This is a genomic window from Cupriavidus sp. FW305-F7 (assembly GCF_058782875.1).
On the sequence record NZ_JBYSYC010000005.1, the window covers coordinates 240,602 to 258,126 of the forward strand.

Genomic DNA, 17,525 nt, shown 5'->3' on the forward strand with positions numbered 1-17,525 from the left:
CCTGCTGCCAGGGGTGGGGGCGATCGCATTCGAGACCCGCGGCGTGATTTGGGCGCACGTATCCCCGGGGCGCCCGGATCGCGATCGATCACGGAGATGCCCCGTCCGGTACGTCCCTGAGGCGCACGCGCAAGAGGATGACCAACCACAAATGAAGTTGCGTCGCCGGTCACGACGCGACGTCATCCGTGCCGGTTTCCCGCGCGCACGGCTCCACGAGCGGAGAAATGCCGCTCAGGTTCGAATGCAGATAAATTTGGATAAGCGATGAGAATGAGCCCGAAACGCCCTGCGGATTGCCCTGCAGATGCGCGGCCCCACCGGGGCACGACGTCGGGACGGGTATCGCTCGCTGAGGAGCGTAGCACGACCAGCCCATTACTCCAAATAGGGGAAAATCCCGTTCGGCGCGGGCAGCTTATGCCCCAGGGGGCCCTCCATCCGAGTCATCGCTGTCTTGCTGCCGTGATCCCAGGCAAGAGAGTCGGCGCAACCGCATCGTCTGCCGAGTCAGGCCAAATGGCTGGCCGGGTTCCAGTGCGCTTGCCCATTTGCGCTGCGGCGCAGCAGTGCCACCACGTGACCGTCCTGTGCCGGCAGCGATTCCCGTCACGCTTGACTTCCGTGCCGGGCGTTTCTACCAATGACATTGAACAGAACGGAAATTGGCCTGCGCCGCTGGCATCCGGCCTGCGCTGTGGGCTTGAATGACTTTTACACTCCACAGGCTGGCAGCGGCCAAAGGAGTGATCATGCAAGAGCAGACCTTTCGCGCCCTGCTGTACCGCTACTTTTTCTTCGGTTGGCTGTACCGGGACGCCAGCCAGGGCAACCGCGCTGAACGAGCCCTCGCCTGGCATTTCAACAAGGCGCGCGCGCATTGGCTGCTAACGTACATGCGGCGCTGGCTCTGGTGCGGTGTCTGTTGCTATGGGCTGGGTAGCGTGGTGGAACTGGTGCTGTCCGCGCCTGCGCTGTCCGCGCTCTTCTACGTGCCCGGCGCGCTCTGCGTACCGGTCAATGTTGTCATCGTGGTGCTCTGGATCGGCCTGAAGACGCTGCCCGGGCCGCTGTAAGCGGCGACCGGTTGCTCCTGCGCCTGGACTGGCATCCGGCTGCGACGCCAGAAATGGCGCCAGCGGCACGACATTCCCCGGTTTCTTGACCCATCTGCCTTCGCCGCGGGGAGGGCGCCGACAGGCAACGGACGCGTCCGGAGACACGAGGCATATCACCTGCGGGGTTGGATGGTCGCCACCGCGAGACCCGCTCCGGCGAACGCGCACACAGCGGACACCAGCGCAACGGCGCGCAGCGCGTCGGTGATAGCTTCGGCTTCTGCCAGCGCCACGGGTGTCTGAGTCGGCAAATGGGCATCGCCCTCTGCGGCCCCGGCTTGCGCGCCCGGCTCCAGCAACTGCCCGGTCCGGCGTGCGTCCCTGGGAACGTCCAGTTCATCGAGCCGCGCCGACAGCGCCGCTTGGTGCGACCACACGAACACGATGCCCAGCACCGCAATCGCCAGCAGGCTCGCCACACGTGCAACCGCATTGTTGATGCCGGACGCAACGCCTGCGTGGTCAGCCGGCACCGAGTCCATCACAATCGTCGTGAGCGGCGCGACGGTGATCGTCATGCCAAGCCCGAGCACGCTGAGCGCAGGGAAAAATCCGGCCCAATAGCTGCCGCGCACGAACGGCAACGCCAGCATCACGAACCCGATTCCGGCGACACTCGGGCCAGCGCTCAACAGGATCCGCGAACCGAAGCGGCTCGTCAGGCCGCCGGTGAAGCGCGACAACAAGCCGATGACGACCGGCACCGGCAGCAGCGCCGCGCCCGCTTCGGTTGCGGTGTAGGCATGTGCGCGGATCAGCGTGAACGGCAGGAAGAACAGTGCGCCGCTCAGGCCGAAGTAGAGCAGCAGTGTGACGAGGTTGGCGCCGGTGAAATCGCGTGAGCGGAACACGTCGAGCGGCATCATGGGGTGACGGCTGTTCGCTTCGATCATCACGAATGCGACCAGCACGAACGCGCCGGCGCCGATCGCGCACAGTACAAGCGGATCCGCGAAACCGCGCGCAGACGCCTCGGTCAGACCGTAAGTGAGGGCAGCGAGCCCCGCTGCGACGCTAAGCGCGCCGGGCCAGTCCAACCGTTGAGGCGCATCGAGCTTGTGGCTGTTCGGCACCGACGAAATCGCGAGCGCGATCGTCACCGCTGCAAGCGGGACGTTGAGGAAGAATATCGCGCGCCAGGACAACACGTCGACGAGCCAGCCGCCCGCCACCGGCGCCACCGCGGACGTGATCGCCCCGACGGCCGCCCAGGTGCCGATTGCCCGTCCGCGCGCTTCTCCTTCGTACACGGCGCCGATGATCGCGAGACTACTGGGTACGAACAGTGCTGCGCCAATGCCCTGCACTGCGCGCGCGGCGATCAGCGAATTCGCGTCCGGCGCGAACCCGCAAGCGGCCGACGCCAGCGTGAAGACCCCGATGCCCGCGATGAACACCGTGCGGCGGCCGAGCTTGTCGCCCATCGATCCGCCCACCAGCACGAGGGACCCGAGAAAGAGCAGGTAGGCGTTAACGATCCACTGCATTGCAGCGACGCTCGTGCCGAGTTCGCTCTGAATGGCGGGTAGCGCGACATTGAGGGCGGAGCCGTCGATGAACGCCATGCTTGAGCCGAGGATCGTCGCGGCGAGTGCCAGACGCTTGCGCCGGCACGGGCGGTCGACCGCGGTGGGCTGCGTGCGGATGACGAGTTCGTCGCACGGGCTCGCTTGGGCAGCGACGACGTGCGCGGTCATTTGGTCGCTATCGAGAAGATCCGGGTTATCCAAGTTCGCTCCCGTGCCGGTCGATGGTGACTAGCATAGTAAAGGGAGCGCGGCCTACCCGAGAGTTGCCCTTGGCGACTGGGCCGGGAAGCGCCATAGGTCGACCCGTGCCCGGTTGGCACTTCCCGAGTCGCATCCCTCGCTGCACCTCCGGAGTTACCGTTTGGCGAATCTCAAAAATTCAAAATATTTGAATAACATGTCAGCGAATGGATCACTTTGAGCAAAGCTATCGCCGCTATAGTTCTGCACATGGACGACGCTACAACGCAACAGAGCGAAAGCAGCGCCGGCAGCCAGAAGCTCAAAATCATTGAATAAACATATACCGGAGAACATTATGTCGAACGCCAAACTGGAAGTCCTGACCCCGCACAACAGCCAGATTATCTTCATCGACCATCAGCCCCAGATGGCCTTTGGCGTGCAGTCGATGGACCGCCAGACCATGAAGAACAACGTGGTCGGCCTGGCCAAGGCGGCCAAGATCTTCGACATCCCGACCACCATTACCACGGTCGAGTCTGACTCGTTCTCGGGCTATACCTACCCCGAACTGCTCGACGTGTTCCCGGGTAAGCAGACGCTCGAACGCACCTCGATGAACTCGTGGGACGACCAGAAGGTGCGCGACGCGCTGGCCGCCAACGGCCGCAAGAAGGTGATTGTCGCCGGCCTGTGGACCGAGGTCTGCAACACCACGTTCGCGCTCTGCGCGATGCTCGAAGGCAACTACGAGATCTACATGGTGGCCGACGCCTCGGGCGGCACCACCAAGGAAGCGCACGACTACGCGATGCAGCGCATGGTGCAGGCCGGCGTGGTGCCGGTGACCTGGCAGCAGGTGCTGCTTGAATGGCAGCGCGACTGGAAGAACCGCGACACGTACGACGCGGTAATGAAGGTGGCCAAGGAACACTCGGGTGCCTACGGCATGGGCGTGGACTACGCCTACACCATGGTCCACAAGGCCGAGCAGCGCACCGCCACGAAGCACGAATCGCTGGCTCCGGTCCATGCACAGGTGATCGAGCGGTAATTCCGCATTCGCGAGCTGGACGTTCCATAGGACGTCCAGTCATTTCAGAAACGGGGCCAACTGCCTACTTCAATCCCGACTGACTCAGACCGCGGCTTGAAGCAAGATCGCGGTCTCAAATGAACAGGAGAACTCCCATGTCCAAACTACCGTTGCTCGAACCCGCGGATTGTGCATTGATCCTCGTTGATGAACAGGCGGGCCTTGCGTTCGCCGCGGGTTCTCAAGACCCCCAGATTCTGCGCAGTAATGGCCTTGCGGTCGCGAAGACGGCGGTCGCCTTTGACTTGCCGGTTGTGGTCTCCACTTCGGCCTCGAAGGTCTACAGCGGCCCATTGATGCCGGCTTTTCGGGAAGTGCTGCCAAACGTCACGCCGATTGAACGCCGCAACATGAACCTTTGGGAAGACGATGCGGTCCGCGACGCGATTACGGCTACCGGAAAGCGTACGCTGATCATCGCGGGCATGCTGACGGAGGCGTGCGTGAGCTTCCCGGTTCTTTCAGCGCTGTCCGAGGGATATCAAGTCTACGTGGTTGCCGATGCTTGCGGTGGACTGACACCAACAAGCCATGACCTTGCGTTGCGACGGATGGCTTCCGCTGGCGCAGTCATGACTTCCTGGCTCCAACTCCTTCTCGAATTTCAGAGAGACTGGACGCGTCATGACACATATGAGAAGGCTCGCTCGATCGTGGTTGAGCATGGTGGTGGGTATGGCACGGGGCTCGCATACGCGCGTGACATGATCAAACCGACATGAGCGCGTGTATCGGTCATGCATGCGGCTAACTCTGCCTCATTCTGAGGGACGTAAGTTGAGGGGAGGGGGCGACCGGCGCTTTCCGACCCCGCGCCTTCCGTCGTAACCGAAGGGCGCCGGCAAACCGTCGTCGTCGCGGATAGACCAGACCACGCCCGAATTTGCGACTTCGCGATAGAAGGCGTGGGCTTGAGGTGCGGCAGTACTCATGGTGGACTCAAATCTGGTGATGGCACTCGTCCCCGATGCAATTACGCCAATGTAGCCGATCTCTCCGACGAGTCCTTCCTTGCCGGCCTCGATTTTCCCGATCGTGCGCCGATTGAACGCTACTGGCCGGCAACCGCCGGTCGTCATTCCAAGCCCCCGGCGCATGCGCATTTCGGATGGCTGAAAGTCGCATTCCGGTTCGTAGCCCGCCCGACACGTTCGTAGACTCCATGCATTCCAACAAGCGGAGTGCACATGTCCATCCTGTCCATTTCAACGCGCAAGGCCCGCTGCGCCGTGCTGGCGGCCGCGGCCGCAGCAAGTTGCGTCGCCGCGTATGCGGAAACCTGGCCATCAAAGCCGATCACCGTGGTCGTGCCATTTCCGGCTGGCGGCGGTACCGATCTGGTGGTTCGCTCCATCCAGCCGCTGTTGCAGCGTGAGCTCGGCCGCCCCGTCGTGATCGACAATCGCAGCGGCGCAGGCGGCACGCTTGGGTCTGCCTATGTCGCGCGGGCTGCGGCCGATGGCTATACGGCCGGGGTGGTCACGACGAGCACGCACGCGGTAAGCGTCGCCCTGTATCCAAAGCTGACGTACAACCCGGCAAAGGACTTCGCCTATGCCGGATTCATTGGCACGTCGCCTTATGTGCTGGCCGTCAACAACACCTTGCAGGTGGCGGATGCCAAGGCGCTTGTCAGCAGACTGAAGGCCGACAAGGCGCAGCACAGCTTCGGTTCGGTTGGTGTCGGCACCGTGTCGCACCTGATGGGCGAGCAGTTTCAGAAGCTCGTCGCCGTGCCGATGGTTCACGTCCCGTATCGCGGTGCGGCGCCGGCATACACTGATCTGATTGGTGGACAGGTGCAAATCATGTTCGACAATCCGGTGGGACTGGCGCCATACATCAAGGCACACAAGATTGCGGCCATTGCCGTGACCGCTCCGACACCGCTGCTGCCCGATGTACCGACGTTCGCCAGCCAAGGCGTGCCAGGCTTCCAGCAGCAACTGTGGTACGGCATCGCCTTTCCGAAGGGAACGCCCGCTGCGATTGTCGATCGCTTCAATGCAGCACTGAACAAGGTACTCTCTGACAATGCGGTCGTGGCCGATCTATCGAGCAAAGGTGTGGCGGCGCGCCTCGGTACACCCGCCGCACTGCAGGCCGCGGTTCAAGCAGACATCCCGTACTGGGGCAAGATTGCCAGTTCCGTGGGAGCTACAGGTGAGTAATGTCAGTCTGATCCGGGTCTTTGTACGCGATGGGCGAGGCGGCAATCCGGTGCCGCTGGTCTCCGATGCCCGTGGCATGAGCGCGGCGGAAATGCGAAGGGTTGCTTCCGCATATGGGCACGAGTCCGCCTTTGTATTGCCGAGTGATATCGGTTGCGACTGGCGTTTCCGATTCTTCGTTCCGCAGCACGAGATGGAGATGTGCGGCCACGCCACCGTGGGCACGCTGTGGGCGTTGCGCCAATGGGGCCGCTGGACGACCCCGGCGGTGCGCATCGAGACGCTGAGTGGCATCGTGCTGGCGTACTGGGACGATGCGCTGCAATCCGTTTGGATCTCGCAGCCTACGGTGCGTACCCAGGCGCTGGACGCCGGGGCATCGGGCCGAGTGGCGGCGCAACTTGGTCTTCCGGCCGGTACGTATGCGGCCACCAATGCCGCGACGAGTCGCGTCAAGACGCTCATCGCCTTGCCTTCCGTGGCGGTGCTCGACAGCTTGCAACCGGACTTCTCGACGATGGAGTCCCTCTGCGCATCGATCGGCTCGACCGGGCTCTATCCCTATGCATTTGGCGTATCGAAAGCGGACGGCCGACCCGTGATCCATGCGCGGCAATTTCCAAAGTCGTCCGGCTATCCCGAGGATGCCGCCACCGGCATAGCGGCGGCTGCCTTATGGGGCTTTCTGAACCAGGCGGGTGAACTGGCTGGCCCTGATGGAAAGGTGTCTTCCATCGCGGTCTGGCAAGGCGATGCTATGGGCAGCCCCTCGGAAATTCTCGTGGCGCCGCGCCATACGGATTCGGGCGAGCCTGACGGATGCTGGCTCAGCGGCAGCGTGACTTGGAGCAATGCGTGACGGACAGTTCCCCCGAGGCGCGGCTTGCCGCAGCCGGATTCACGTTGCCCGAAGTGTCAAGTCCACGTGGCAGCTATGCGCCGTATTGCGCGATCCAGGTCGGCACATCGCAATGGGTGTCGATTGCCGGTCAGGTATGCCGGCGGAATGGCGTGGCCATGGCCGGCCAATGCCGGAGCGACGATGATCTGGGACTCGCCCGCCATGCCGCCGAAGTATCGGTGCTGAATGCACTGGCCATACTGCGGCTGGCTTGCGATGGCGAGTTGGCGCGCGTGGTCCAGATCGTTCGCTTGCGTGGCTTCATCCGCGCGGCACCGGACTTTACACGACATGCGGCAGTGCTCGATGCGGCCTCGGCGGTTATGCGCGCAGCATTCCCCGGTCAGCCGCTGCCGGCACGCAGCGCGCTTGGCGTGGCGAGCTTACCGGACCGGGCTTGGACGGAGATTGAGGTCGACGCCATTGTGATGACGGCCTGAACGCGTCGGCCGCTAGGCTAGGACGGCGCCGGCACCTCGCGCAGCAGCCGGTGCAGATGCCCGCTGGAGGCAAAGCCGAGGTCCATGCTGACGCAGGCGGCGGACCGGCCTCCTGCAATCAGCTTGCGTGCGTGCTCGGCCAGAATACGACGCCGTACCGTCACGGGCGTCGCGCCGAACTCGATCTGACAGGCGCGCTGCAAATGTCGGATCGAGATGCCCAGTTCGCCGGCCACGGTATCGATCGATGGCAAGGGCATGTCGCGTTCGAGCGCCGCATGGAAGCGCTGGACCATGCGCAGTGCGACGGACGCCGGCTCTTCGGGCATCGCCAGCGGCCGGCTCGTCATGATCTGCGCCACGATGGCGCGCACGAGCCAGGACGCGCTGTTGTATGAGATCGTAGGCGCGAGCAGCGCCTCAAGCATCGCGATCGTCGCGGCGTCCAGGTGCATGGCGCCGAACCGTAGGCACACGGGCAGGCGATCGGGCGGCAGATAGAGTTCCCCGTGCTGCTGAAGGCCGTGCTCGGATGCCGTCAGGTGCGACGTCGACGCATGCAGCAATACAGCGGTACCGCGCACCAGCGAAGCGGCATGCAGTGCGTCTGGCTCGCCGGACGAATCGTTCCAAACCGTCCTGAGCCTGCCCATGCGCGGCCACAACAGCATGCCGCAGTCGTGGACGTGCCATGCTCGGCGAAAAGCAGGCTGTCGGCTGTCATGCAGGGCGAATCCATGCTCGGCGGTCAGGTGAAGCTTGGGCGACAGGTGAGGATCGTTGGTCATCGCAGGCGTTCCGGCGGTCACAGGCGGAATGCCACCGATAATACGCCGTTCCGTGGACTGGGGGCAGCGGAGTGGGGGCAGCGGAGCGCCAAATCGGCGGAGCCGCGCACGCGGCGATAAAGAAAGTAGATGCGGGAGAGTGTCTTCGATCGTAGTGGGTACGGGCCCTGCCCGTCAGCTCTCGGGGTCATACCCAAACTCGCGGAGTTCCTGCGAGCAGCGGCAAGCTTTGGCGATCTTCGCAGCCCACAGGATGGCGGCTTCGCGCGACGGGAGCTGCAGGACACAGAAGCCACCGTCGAACTCCTTCGTCTGGGGATAGGTTTCGTTTGTGACCGTGCCGTCTGAGGCGACCATGAGTGGTGCGACATCCTCATTGATACCACCACCGAACACGTACACGCCTGCAGCCTTCGCCTCGCGTATGACCTCGTGCGCAGCTTCGCCCACGGCGGCAAAGTCCTCGGCGGGGACTTCCATCGCTTTTCCAGGAAAGGAGATAAGGTATTTCGTCATTTCGGTCCTTCGGTTGAGGTCGGTGCTGTTTGTGAGGCCTAGCCTGTTATGAGGCGATGTGTAACGCGCCCTAATACGGATGATGCGCTCTAACACGTGCAGATTCCGAGCATGTAGCCGTTGATCCTGCATAGTCTTGCTCTCATTGGCTGTACTTTCATCCAGCATTAAGTTTGCCGTGTTTTAGCGCTGCCGTTACAACTGGCTAGCCATGCCGACGGCCTCACGGATCAAAGTGCAATGAGACTAACACGGGACGCGTTGTTCCCGGCGAAGCACAAGTCTTTGCGGCCATCATGCACACAAATGCCCCTAACACCGGTAATAATTACCAAGGAGCCACTGTATGGGTAACGTGATAGCCGATGGCGTAGGAGGTACGATGAGGATGCGGCTGGCAATCTGGCTTGTAGTCTTGGCCGTTTTGTGGTCCGGGGCGGCAGTCGCCGCCAGCTTCGGCAGCAAGGGCGGGCCCGATCCCGCGAACATCGACCATATTGCCGACCTTCTTCGCGAGGATCCCTACGATCTGGAGTTGCTGATCAGTTTCGGCACTTCCAAGGGCGGATCGGCCGGCCATATCGCCCTTGCGATTCGAGACGAAGTACCTGGTGACGATCTGGTCTACTCAGCCAATTTCTATGCCGACCGCGCACGCAGGCACGCAACAGGTTTCTACACGAATGATCTGATGGTGGCCATTCCGAAGAAGGAGTACCTGTACAAGACGGTCTCCTCTATCGCGCAGACTGCTTCGTTTGGCCTCGACTTTGGCGAGATCTACAAGCGCTCGATCATCGGCGTGCGCGTCTATGGCGTACCGGCGAGCGACAAGGCGGCCCTTGCGGCGTACTTCAAACGCATCAATTACGACTATCACCGACGGGCCAGGAACACCGAGTATCACAGGGGCGAGATCAAGTACGATTACTTGCGCCTCAACTGCGCCAAGACCATCGGGGCCGCATTCAAGTTTGGTGCCAACTACAGGGACCTCGATGTCACCAGTGCCAGGGTTCTCTCCGGGCGGCGCGTGGTGGCGGCCGCCACGGCCAACGTTCCCACCGAAATGGCGATGAAGCTCATCGAGGAGTGGGGCAAGAGCGGGTATGGCATGGATGTGGTGCTGTACAAGAAATATGGTGGCTCGTCCTATGTCGATCCTCACGAGGACGAAAAGGTGGCGTTCAAGGACTTGCCCAATCGTTTCCCATCGGTCTTGTCCCTGGACTTCCGCAGGGAAGAGGGGGCGTATCAGGACTTCGACAACCTGTTCGCGATGTACCTCCTCTATAACCTGGGCAAGTACAGCGTGCGTGTTAACGAACGTACGTTGCTGCTGGAGATCGAGAAGGAAAAGGAACCGATGACCTACCAGGAGGCGGCCAGACTTGCTAACCGGAGCGCCAGGTCAGACAGCGAGAATTTCCGCCGCCACCTTGAGTTTCGCCCGCGCGGTACACGGATCGGGGAAACGCCGGACAACACGCACCTCTACAATTTCACTGACGACAGCGCCATGAAGATTCAGCCCAACAAGGATTGAGGAACTGAAGCCGCATGTGGATCTGCTGATGACCAGGTACTTTCCCGATGCGCATTTCTCGGATGCGCACCGCGCGCTTCCAGCCATACGTAGAAGAAGCTTTTCTTATCTCATCGTCCGAAAAGATTCAGTTCTGTTGCGACCATGGCTGACGCTACAGTTCGGAACAAGACGCAAATCGGGGGCCTGGCTGCCGCGCTCAGTCCCCATGCGCAGAATGCGACTGCCGGCACCGTTTTGCGGAGGTGAGTCATGTCTATTCTCTTGCTTGGAAACCTCGACGCCAAAACCACCGATGAGGAAATCGGCGCCTTCCTGGTGAAGTACGGATTCCCGGAATACACCAGCATCGAATACATGGAAGGCGACGGTACCAGGCCTGCCGTGCGGCTGACCTTCGATACGCTCGACGATGACACGCTGGACAAGCTGCGGGGGCGTATCCACGACATGTTCTGGAAAGGTCACAAGATCTCCGCCCTCGTGATGAGAGAGCGCTTCAACTAAAGCGAGGGGCGGCATAGGACATCGCGAATGGGCGCAATGCAAGTCTGATCAGAAGGGATACAGCTTGAAACGAACGACACTTCTGGCTGCGGCGGTGATGGTAGCGGCTACCGCTTCTGCGTGGGCGCAACCCGGAACCCGCGTGGATGTCACGCAGTCAGCTGGACAGGCGACCGCGACCGGCACGGCGAAACTCACCGCCAAGATCGTCAAGATCGATGTGCCGACGCGAACAGTCTCGCTGAAATCCGCCGACGGCAGGACCACGGATCTCGTCGTGGGACCGGAGGCGAGGAACTTCGAGCAACTTAAGGTCGGAGATACCGTCACGATCGAGTACAAAGAAGCTCTGACCATGAGCCTCAAGAAAGGTAGCGGGCCGCTTGCAATGCGTGAGCGCGAAATCTCGGATCGTGCAGCGCCGGGAGCGAAGCCGGGCGGCACAATTGGCCGGGAAGTGACCGTCACGGCGGACGTCGTCGCGGTCAACACCAGCACCAAGACCGTCACCCTGAAGGGGCCGAAAGGACGCACCGTGGACCTCCTGGTCGAGGATCCGGAACGTATCAAGAGCATCAAGAAGGGCGGCCGGGTCGAAGCAGTCTATACCGAGGCCGTTGCTGTATCCGTGCAGCCGGGCGCAGGCAAGTAGCAGCACAGGATCATCACAGGACAGGCCAAGCCCGCCGACCATGCGGGCCCCTTTCCTAGTGTCCGCGGTCGGCGCGCGGACAATGCCGTGTCGCCATGGTGAACCGCCCCTCGCGTCCTTGACTCGCCGTGTCCCGTCAGCGTGTCTCGTTGACTTTTAACCGTCAGCAGTGTCGGCTTGCGCACAGACCGCGTGCCGCACGCGCCGCAAACTACTTCGAATCTGTCCAACCCGCCAGGAGGCACAGATGAAACAGGTATCACTGACCATTCCAGAAATTGGATTGATTGCCGGAACACGGGCGGCAGGCGCTGCGGGCCTCGCACTGTTGCTCAGCGACCGAATGAATCCGGAACAACGCCGCGCCGTCGGCTGGACGCTGCTCGCTGTAGGGGTCATCACCACAGTGCCGTTGGTTGCGCAAGTGCTTGGGAAACTTCAGCCATACAAGGGCCCCGACGAGAAGTGAAATAATGGTGCGAGGTCCAGAGCCCAAAATTGACGGGCTCGACGACCGACCGGTCCTGGCCGGTCGTCCCGTCGGATGCACGCTGGGAACCTGCGATCGTCCCTGACCCACTGCTGCCGTTCAGACCGGGGCAGTCGCAATGGCGTCTTCAAGCAGCACTTTCAGAAAGAAGCCGACATTCGAATGTCGGCCTGAGAGCGCAGTCGAGTGGCCGTAGTTGGCCGGTTGCGCGTGAACAGGGCCGCGCCAGAAAGCGGCCGCACGAATACGTAGCATCGTTTCGTCGGCCAGCATCGGCCGCGCTAGTACTTGATGTCCCGTTTTTCCTGGCGGCCCTCCTGCTTCGTGTCGCGCTTGTCTTGCCGGCACTGGGAGTTGCTTTTCTGGTTTGCAGCCCGGCAGTCGACCTTGCCCGCGCGCGCTTCCTGTTTGGCAGCCTGGTTTGCGTCCCTGCCTTGTTGGCGCTGTTGCGACTGGTTGGTGGCCAGGGCAGCCCCCGATAGCGCCAGGAGTCCGGCTGCGGCCAGCATTGCGCCCGTCCGCCTCCAAAGTCCATTTCTTGATTCGACCATTTTCACCTCCTCCGTGCTGGGTAGAAACGGCGGTCAGTTGTCGCACAACGCCGCCTTCGCATGCTCGTAGAGAGCCAGGCTGAAGAAGCCTCCTCCGACAAAAGAAAGCATCCCTTGCCCGCAGCCGATGATGGCACGAATGAGTGTCGCCGAGAACAAATTCCCATGCGCAAGCCGTTCCTCAAAGGGTGGCAATGGTTCGTGAGTGGCCGACGATCCCACGTCAGTTGCGGCGCGCGTCAAGCGTCCGCTGTTTGGCCATACCTGACGTTTGAGCGTCCGCGCGGTCTTCTGCGGGGATGTCGCTTGATGGCCGGCAAGAAACGGCCGATGGGAGAAGGGCACCTGGAAATCTTCAGTTCCTGATGCAGCGCTGGAGGTACCCCAAAGGTCTCCTAGGATGGATTCTTGTTGAGTTCACGTAGCGCGACCGCCTGGATCGTCGGAGCCGCGAGGGCGCCTGCGAGCGTGCGTGCAACGCTGGACAGTGTCATGAAGAGTTCCGGGGCAACCATCATGCGCGACGACGTATTATCGGCGCTGAACGCGGTCGCACCGCTGTCTCTTCACCCGGCATCGAGCTGCATCAGAGCGCTGACATGAGCCATTGCACTCGTAGCCAATGCGTCAAGACTATAGCCTCCTTCCAGGATCGATACGATGCGGCCGTCGCACGTCTCGTCGGCAATCTGCATCAGTTCCTTGGTGATCCAATGGAAGTCGCTGTCTTCCAGGTTCATGCCAGCGAGGGGATCCAGGCGGTGCGCGTCGAATCCCGCGGAGACAATGAGGATCTCGGGGGCGAATGCCCTTAGCGAGGGAAGCACAAGGGCGGAAATCGCGGCACGGAACTGCGCCGGCTCACAGCCGCGAGGCAACGGAACGTTGACAATATTGTGGTTCACCCCTGTCTCGGACCGGGCTCCAGTACCGGGATAGAAAGGCGACTGGTGGCTGGATGCATAGAACAGCTCCGGGCGGTCGAAGAATGCTGCCTGCGTTCCATTGCCGTGATGCACATCGAAATCGACCACAGCGACGCGCTCGAGTTTGTGGACCTCATAGGCGTAGGCTGCCGCGATCGCCGCCTGGTTGAAAATGCAAAAGCCCATCGCCTTCGCCGGTTCAGCGTGATGGCCGCACGGCCGCGTCGCACAGAACACGTTACGCGCCTGGCCGTCCATCACCGCATCGACACCCGCGCAAGCAGCGCCGACGCAGCGCATGACGGCTTCCCACGAGCCCGGAGACATGATCGTATCGCCCGCGTCCAGCGGCACGTATCCCTGGGTGGGGGCGCTTTGCGCGATCTCGTCGATGTAGTGCAAATCGTGGATCAATTGCAACTGCTCGACGGTGCCCATTGGCGCATCGCGCCATTCCAGCGAAGCGAACTCCGGCGTTCGCAACGCCTGCACGACGGCTCTAAGGCGTTCAGGCGACTCCGGATGGTGCGGCCCGGGGCGGTGTTCGAGACACGCGGTATGGGTATAAATAATCGTAGTTGTCATGTTCGGCTGTACTCGGTTTCAACCGGCGACGATTCCCTGAATCGCACACCGGTGGCCTACGTCGATCGTCACGGCAATCCCACCAGGTATGTAATATATCAGGAGTGCGCAAACACCAACTGTCCAGCCTTTTTGAAGAGTCGCAGCGCCAGCCCGGCACGGCCGGGCGTTTTGTGCGTGGTAGTTAACTTCTTGATGGGTGGCCCCATCGGGCGGTGGCGCTGGCCGGAAGCGGCAGAGTCCTGCTCAGGGGGCGGTTGAAGCCGCGATGGCCCGCTCCAGGTCCAGCCGGTTAAGGGCCGCCGCCGTTTGTGCCCGGCGCCTTGGCCGGGGCTTGATCTTGTCGCATTCGGTCTTCGGCGGGCTCTTTCCGCCGAACGTTCCTGAACCGCCGTTCATCCGCCCCCCAACCGCTCATACCCATGTCGGACTCACGGATGCGGATGAATGGGATCGACCCAATAGACTTCTTCCGGTGGCTCGGCGGGTTTGATATCCAGGTTAATGACAATTGGATCTTGACCGCTGCGGACCACCACACAACTGAGAACCTCAGTTTTGCTTGCATTGATCTCTTGATGAGGTACGAATGGCGGCACGTAGATGAAATCGCCAGGCCCTGCCTCTGCGACAAACTCCAGATTTACACCCCATCGCATACGTGCCCGGCCGCTCACAACGTATATGACGCTTTCCAATTCGCCATGATGGTGAGCTCCCGTTTTGGCATTGGCATCAATGGTGACCGTGCCTGCCCAAAGTTTGCTAGCCCCCGCCCGCGCATGTGTGATTGCGGCCGCTCTCGTCATGCCAGGCGTTTGAGGTGTATTGAGATCGAGTTGGGAGCCAGGAATGATCTTGACTCCGTAATCGCGCCAATTTGGCTTTGACTCAGAACCCATTTCATCGCTCCAGCCACAATTGAAGTGGGGTTGGCATGGAAGCTGCCAGTTCTACAGACTCCGGCCAGCCACCGATTACTGGGAAATGCTCCTGATCAATTCAAGTTTAGGTGGCTAGCCCAGCACGTCAACTGACAGCGCCGGTCGCTGCATGACTCACAGTCCATTACGCTATTGCCGCGCGGTCGTGACATCGGGCCACGATCCAGGAACACCTTCAGGTTTGCTGGCTGGTGCACGCGGCGGTAGAATTTTTGCGGACCCCGCTGCTCTTCGCCGGCCTAAGAACAACTCGCGTGCCGGATACTAATCCGCCCACTGAATGTGCAGCATCCGATTCGTTTGAACGGGGTAACCGATGAGGGAAACCATGTACCAGCAGACATACAATCCGCTCGGGAACGTGTTTCTTTCCACAGTGGTGGCAGCGATCCCGATCCTTGTGCTCTTGTACTTCATTGCCCTGCATCGGCACCGCGATTCGCAAGGCAACGTACACCTCGGCATTTCTGCACCCTATGCGGCGCTCTATGGCGTCATCGCGGCTTTCCTGGTCTCCTGCATCGTCTTCAGGATGCCGCTTGCCTCGGCGGCGTCAGCCTTTGCGCTCGGGTCGCTGTCCGGCTTCCTGGGCATCATCTGGATCGTCCTGGCTGCGATGTTCCTGTACACGATGACCGTAGTGACGGGCAAGTTCGAGATTGTGAAGGAGTCCATCATCCATATCTCGTTCGATCGGCGGCTGCAGTGCGTGCTGATCGCGTTTTCATTCGGGGCGATCATCGAGGGAACTTCGGGCTTCGGGACGCCGGTGGCGATCGCGGGTGCGGTGATGGTGGGCCTGGGATTCAAGCCCTTCCAGTCCGCTGTCCTGAATCTTCTGGCCAATACCGCGCCGGTCGCGTGGGGAGCGATTGGCACGCCGATCGTCACGCTGGCAGCGGTGAGCGGCCTGGACCAAGTCACGCTGTCCGCAATGGCCGGCCGCCAACTGCCCTTTGTCTCGGTCCTGGTCCCGTTCTGGCTTGTTGCCACGTTCGTGAAGATGGAAGGCGGCACCTGGAAGGAAGCATTCGAGGTGTGGCCAGCGGCGCTGTGCGCGGGGGCATCGTTCGCCGTCATGCAGTGGTTCGCGTCAGGAACCAACGAGTTCCACCTGATGACGGATGTGGTCTCCGGCGTGTTCTCGGTCATCTGCACCGCACTGTTCCTGCGCTTTGCATGGCATCCGAAGACACGCTTCCTGCTCAGGGCCGAGCGCGAGGCGCTGGCTGCGGCCGGCAAGGCCAGCGCGACAGCCACGGTCGACAGTACCGAGTGGAAGTACTCGTACACGACCCGGGAGACAGTCTACGCATGGCTGCCCTGGGTGATCCTGATCCTTTGCTGCGCCATCTGGGGCATACCGGAGTTTAAGAAGTATTTGAACAACCTGTTCTCCTCGATCACGTTTTCCACGACCTTGCTTGGCTCACCATTCTCAGGGACGCTCTCGCTGCCGGTCTGGGACATGCCCGCCCTGCACAACCTGGTGCAACGGATGCCCCCGGTGGCGCCAGCCAATGCCAAGCCGGAGGTGGCAAGGTTCACCATCAACTGGCTCTCGGCCGCTGGGACCGGCGTATTCGTGGCCGCGATCCTGTCCGGCCTGGTTCTCAGGCTGAGCGCGGCGCAATGGAAGGCGGCTTTCGCCCAGACCCTCCAGCGCATGAAGATTCCAGTCCTGGTGATTGCGCAAGTCCTTGGACTCGGCTTCCTGACGCGGTACGCCGGTACTGACGCGGTGCTCGGCCTCGCGTTCACTGGGGCCGGCTTCCTGTATCCCTTCTTTGCCGCCTACCTGGGCTGGCTCGGCGTCTTCCTGACGGGCTCCGACACTGCCTCCAATGCCCTGTTCGGTAGCCTACAGCGAATCACTGCCGAACAACTCAATTTGAATCCGATCCTGATCGTCGCCACGAACTCGACCGGTGGCGTGATGGGAAAAATGATCGACGCGCAGTCCATCATGGTGGCCTGCGCAGCATGCTATGACGAGCCAGAGGAGAGATCGCATGCGCTGGGACCGATCTTCCGCACAATTTTCTGGCACTCAATCGCCGGAGCCGCGGTTATCGGCCTGATAGCGCTTCTGCAAGCTTACGTCTTCCCGGGGATCATTCCGATACCACCGGTCGGAAAATGAAGCATGAAGAGGAGATTCGACACAGACCAGACGGCGTCCGTTGATCCGGCCACTCATTGTGGGAGAGCAGCACTTCGTATATGTTGGCTGGCAGCTTCACCCATCGAAGCTGCCAGCCAACTACCAACCGGCGAACGTCTTGGAAGGCCGATGAAGCGACTTGCATCGCTGGCCAAAAGTCCGTTAGCTTGCTGGAGCCGACGTTCCAACTACCGAGTGATCGCGCGGATCTACGACGCTTGATGGCCGGCAACTGCCGTTGCCCTTCGGCCAGGCTTGGCTAGCAACGGATGCCGGCAGCACGTCAGACCAGGAAGAGCGTGAGGCCAGCGTTGCCGGGGCCCAAGACAGGGCAATAACGGTAATGCCGTTCAGTTAAGTCTGAACGGCATTTTTCTTTGCAGGGGTTGTAAACAAGGTGTCGAGCTGTTAACTTGCC

General features: G+C 61.5%; 19 protein-coding genes. 11 read left to right on the forward strand and 8 right to left on the reverse strand.

The genetic code is table 11. The features are described 5' to 3' along the window. Nucleotides 1-752: 752 nt before the first annotated feature. Complete coding sequence (locus AC3WL8_RS07200) at nt 753-1,076, forward strand: hypothetical protein (RefSeq protein WP_013953089.1); 324 nt, start codon at nt 753-755, stop codon at nt 1,074-1,076. 155 nt (nt 1,077-1,231) lie between these two features. On the opposite strand, the gene AC3WL8_RS07205 is transcribed toward AC3WL8_RS07200, so the two are convergent. Further along, nucleotides 1,232-2,815 carry an MFS transporter gene (locus AC3WL8_RS07205; RefSeq protein ID WP_492378067.1) on the reverse strand — a complete coding sequence of 528 codons (1,584 nt, stop codon included), beginning with the start codon at nt 2,813-2,815 and terminating at the stop codon, nt 1,232-1,234. Nucleotides 2,816-3,185: 370 nt separating this feature from the next. On the opposite strand from AC3WL8_RS07205, the gene AC3WL8_RS07210 reads away from it, so the two are divergent. The 5 genes from AC3WL8_RS07210 to AC3WL8_RS07230 all read left to right on the forward strand — a co-directional run bounded on the left by AC3WL8_RS07210 (nt 3,186) and on the right by AC3WL8_RS07230 (nt 7,438). Beyond that, nucleotides 3,186-3,884: a hydrolase gene (locus AC3WL8_RS07210; RefSeq protein WP_013953087.1), complete on the forward strand. Its 699-nt coding sequence runs from the start codon at nt 3,186-3,188 to the stop codon at nt 3,882-3,884. A 137-nt stretch (nt 3,885-4,021) separates the two neighbouring features. Next, on the forward strand, nt 4,022-4,648 hold the full coding sequence (locus AC3WL8_RS07215; protein WP_013953086.1) for a hydrolase: 627 nt from the start codon (nt 4,022-4,024) through the stop codon (nt 4,646-4,648). Nucleotides 4,649-5,113: 465 nt separating this feature from the next. Continuing rightward, nucleotides 5,114-6,097, forward strand: coding sequence for a Bug family tripartite tricarboxylate transporter substrate binding protein (locus AC3WL8_RS07220; protein ID WP_153953554.1), 984 nt, complete (start codon nt 5,114-5,116; stop codon nt 6,095-6,097). Next, nucleotides 6,090-6,956: a PhzF family phenazine biosynthesis protein gene (locus AC3WL8_RS07225; RefSeq protein ID WP_492378076.1), complete on the forward strand. Its 867-nt coding sequence runs from the start codon at nt 6,090-6,092 to the stop codon at nt 6,954-6,956. The genes AC3WL8_RS07220 and AC3WL8_RS07225 overlap by 8 nt, the downstream gene beginning before the upstream one ends. After that, complete coding sequence (locus AC3WL8_RS07230; protein WP_492378068.1) at nt 6,941-7,438, forward strand: RidA family protein; 498 nt, start codon at nt 6,941-6,943, stop codon at nt 7,436-7,438. The genes AC3WL8_RS07225 and AC3WL8_RS07230 overlap by 16 nt, the downstream gene beginning before the upstream one ends. 17 nt (nt 7,439-7,455) lie before the next feature. Here AC3WL8_RS07230 and AC3WL8_RS07235 read toward each other — a convergent pair whose 3' ends face one another. Together AC3WL8_RS07235 and AC3WL8_RS07240 are read right to left on the reverse strand one after the other, a co-directional pair. Next, the gene (locus tag AC3WL8_RS07235) at nt 7,456-8,226 is read right to left on the reverse strand and encodes a helix-turn-helix transcriptional regulator (protein WP_013953082.1); all 771 of its coding nucleotides are present in this window, start codon (nt 8,224-8,226) and stop codon (nt 7,456-7,458) included. A 174-nt stretch (nt 8,227-8,400) separates the two neighbouring features. Beyond that, nucleotides 8,401-8,706: a YciI family protein gene (locus tag AC3WL8_RS07240; RefSeq protein ID WP_018314678.1), complete on the reverse strand. Its 306-nt coding sequence runs from the start codon at nt 8,704-8,706 to the stop codon at nt 8,401-8,403. Nucleotides 8,707-9,088: 382 nt separating this feature from the next. Here AC3WL8_RS07240 and AC3WL8_RS07245 point away from each other — a divergent pair, with 382 nt between their 5' ends. The 4 genes from AC3WL8_RS07245 to AC3WL8_RS07260 all read left to right on the forward strand — a co-directional run bounded on the left by AC3WL8_RS07245 (nt 9,089) and on the right by AC3WL8_RS07260 (nt 11,916). Beyond that, nucleotides 9,089-10,288: a hypothetical protein gene (locus AC3WL8_RS07245; protein ID WP_492378069.1), complete on the forward strand. Its 1,200-nt coding sequence runs from the start codon at nt 9,089-9,091 to the stop codon at nt 10,286-10,288. A 252-nt stretch (nt 10,289-10,540) separates the two neighbouring features. Beyond that, nucleotides 10,541-10,795, forward strand: a complete 255-nt coding sequence (locus tag AC3WL8_RS07250; RefSeq protein WP_114130830.1) for an RNA-binding protein — start codon at nt 10,541-10,543, stop codon at nt 10,793-10,795. Nucleotides 10,796-10,859: 64 nt separating this feature from the next. Next, complete coding sequence (locus AC3WL8_RS07255; protein WP_492378070.1) at nt 10,860-11,447, forward strand: hypothetical protein; 588 nt, start codon at nt 10,860-10,862, stop codon at nt 11,445-11,447. A gap of 247 nt (nt 11,448-11,694) precedes the next feature. Beyond that, nucleotides 11,695-11,916: a hypothetical protein gene (locus tag AC3WL8_RS07260; RefSeq protein ID WP_492378071.1), complete on the forward strand. Its 222-nt coding sequence runs from the start codon at nt 11,695-11,697 to the stop codon at nt 11,914-11,916. A 120-nt stretch (nt 11,917-12,036) separates the two neighbouring features. On the opposite strand, the gene AC3WL8_RS07265 is transcribed toward AC3WL8_RS07260, so the two are convergent. The 5 genes from AC3WL8_RS07265 to AC3WL8_RS07285 all read right to left on the reverse strand — a co-directional run bounded on the left by AC3WL8_RS07265 (nt 12,037) and on the right by AC3WL8_RS07285 (nt 14,901). Continuing rightward, nucleotides 12,037-12,210: a hypothetical protein gene (locus AC3WL8_RS07265; protein WP_492378072.1), complete on the reverse strand. Its 174-nt coding sequence runs from the start codon at nt 12,208-12,210 to the stop codon at nt 12,037-12,039. A gap of 8 nt (nt 12,211-12,218) precedes the next feature. Beyond that, nucleotides 12,219-12,488: a hypothetical protein gene (locus tag AC3WL8_RS07270; protein WP_013953073.1), complete on the reverse strand. Its 270-nt coding sequence runs from the start codon at nt 12,486-12,488 to the stop codon at nt 12,219-12,221. Between the two features lie 33 nt (nt 12,489-12,521). After that, nucleotides 12,522-12,833: a hypothetical protein gene (locus AC3WL8_RS07275; RefSeq protein ID WP_148271662.1), complete on the reverse strand. Its 312-nt coding sequence runs from the start codon at nt 12,831-12,833 to the stop codon at nt 12,522-12,524. A gap of 221 nt (nt 12,834-13,054) precedes the next feature. Further along, nucleotides 13,055-13,999 (reverse strand): histone deacetylase family protein, encoded by a 945-nt coding sequence (locus AC3WL8_RS07280; RefSeq protein ID WP_013953070.1) that lies wholly within the window; start codon nt 13,997-13,999, stop codon nt 13,055-13,057. A gap of 431 nt (nt 14,000-14,430) precedes the next feature. Next, nucleotides 14,431-14,901 carry a cupin domain-containing protein gene (locus AC3WL8_RS07285; RefSeq protein WP_492378073.1) on the reverse strand — a complete coding sequence of 157 codons (471 nt, stop codon included), beginning with the start codon at nt 14,899-14,901 and terminating at the stop codon, nt 14,431-14,433. Nucleotides 14,902-15,271: 370 nt separating this feature from the next. Here AC3WL8_RS07285 and AC3WL8_RS07290 point away from each other — a divergent pair, with 370 nt between their 5' ends. After that, nucleotides 15,272-17,086: an L-lactate permease gene (locus AC3WL8_RS07290; protein ID WP_153957052.1), complete on the forward strand. Its 1,815-nt coding sequence runs from the start codon at nt 15,272-15,274 to the stop codon at nt 17,084-17,086. The last annotated feature ends 439 nt before the right edge of the window (nt 17,087-17,525 follow it).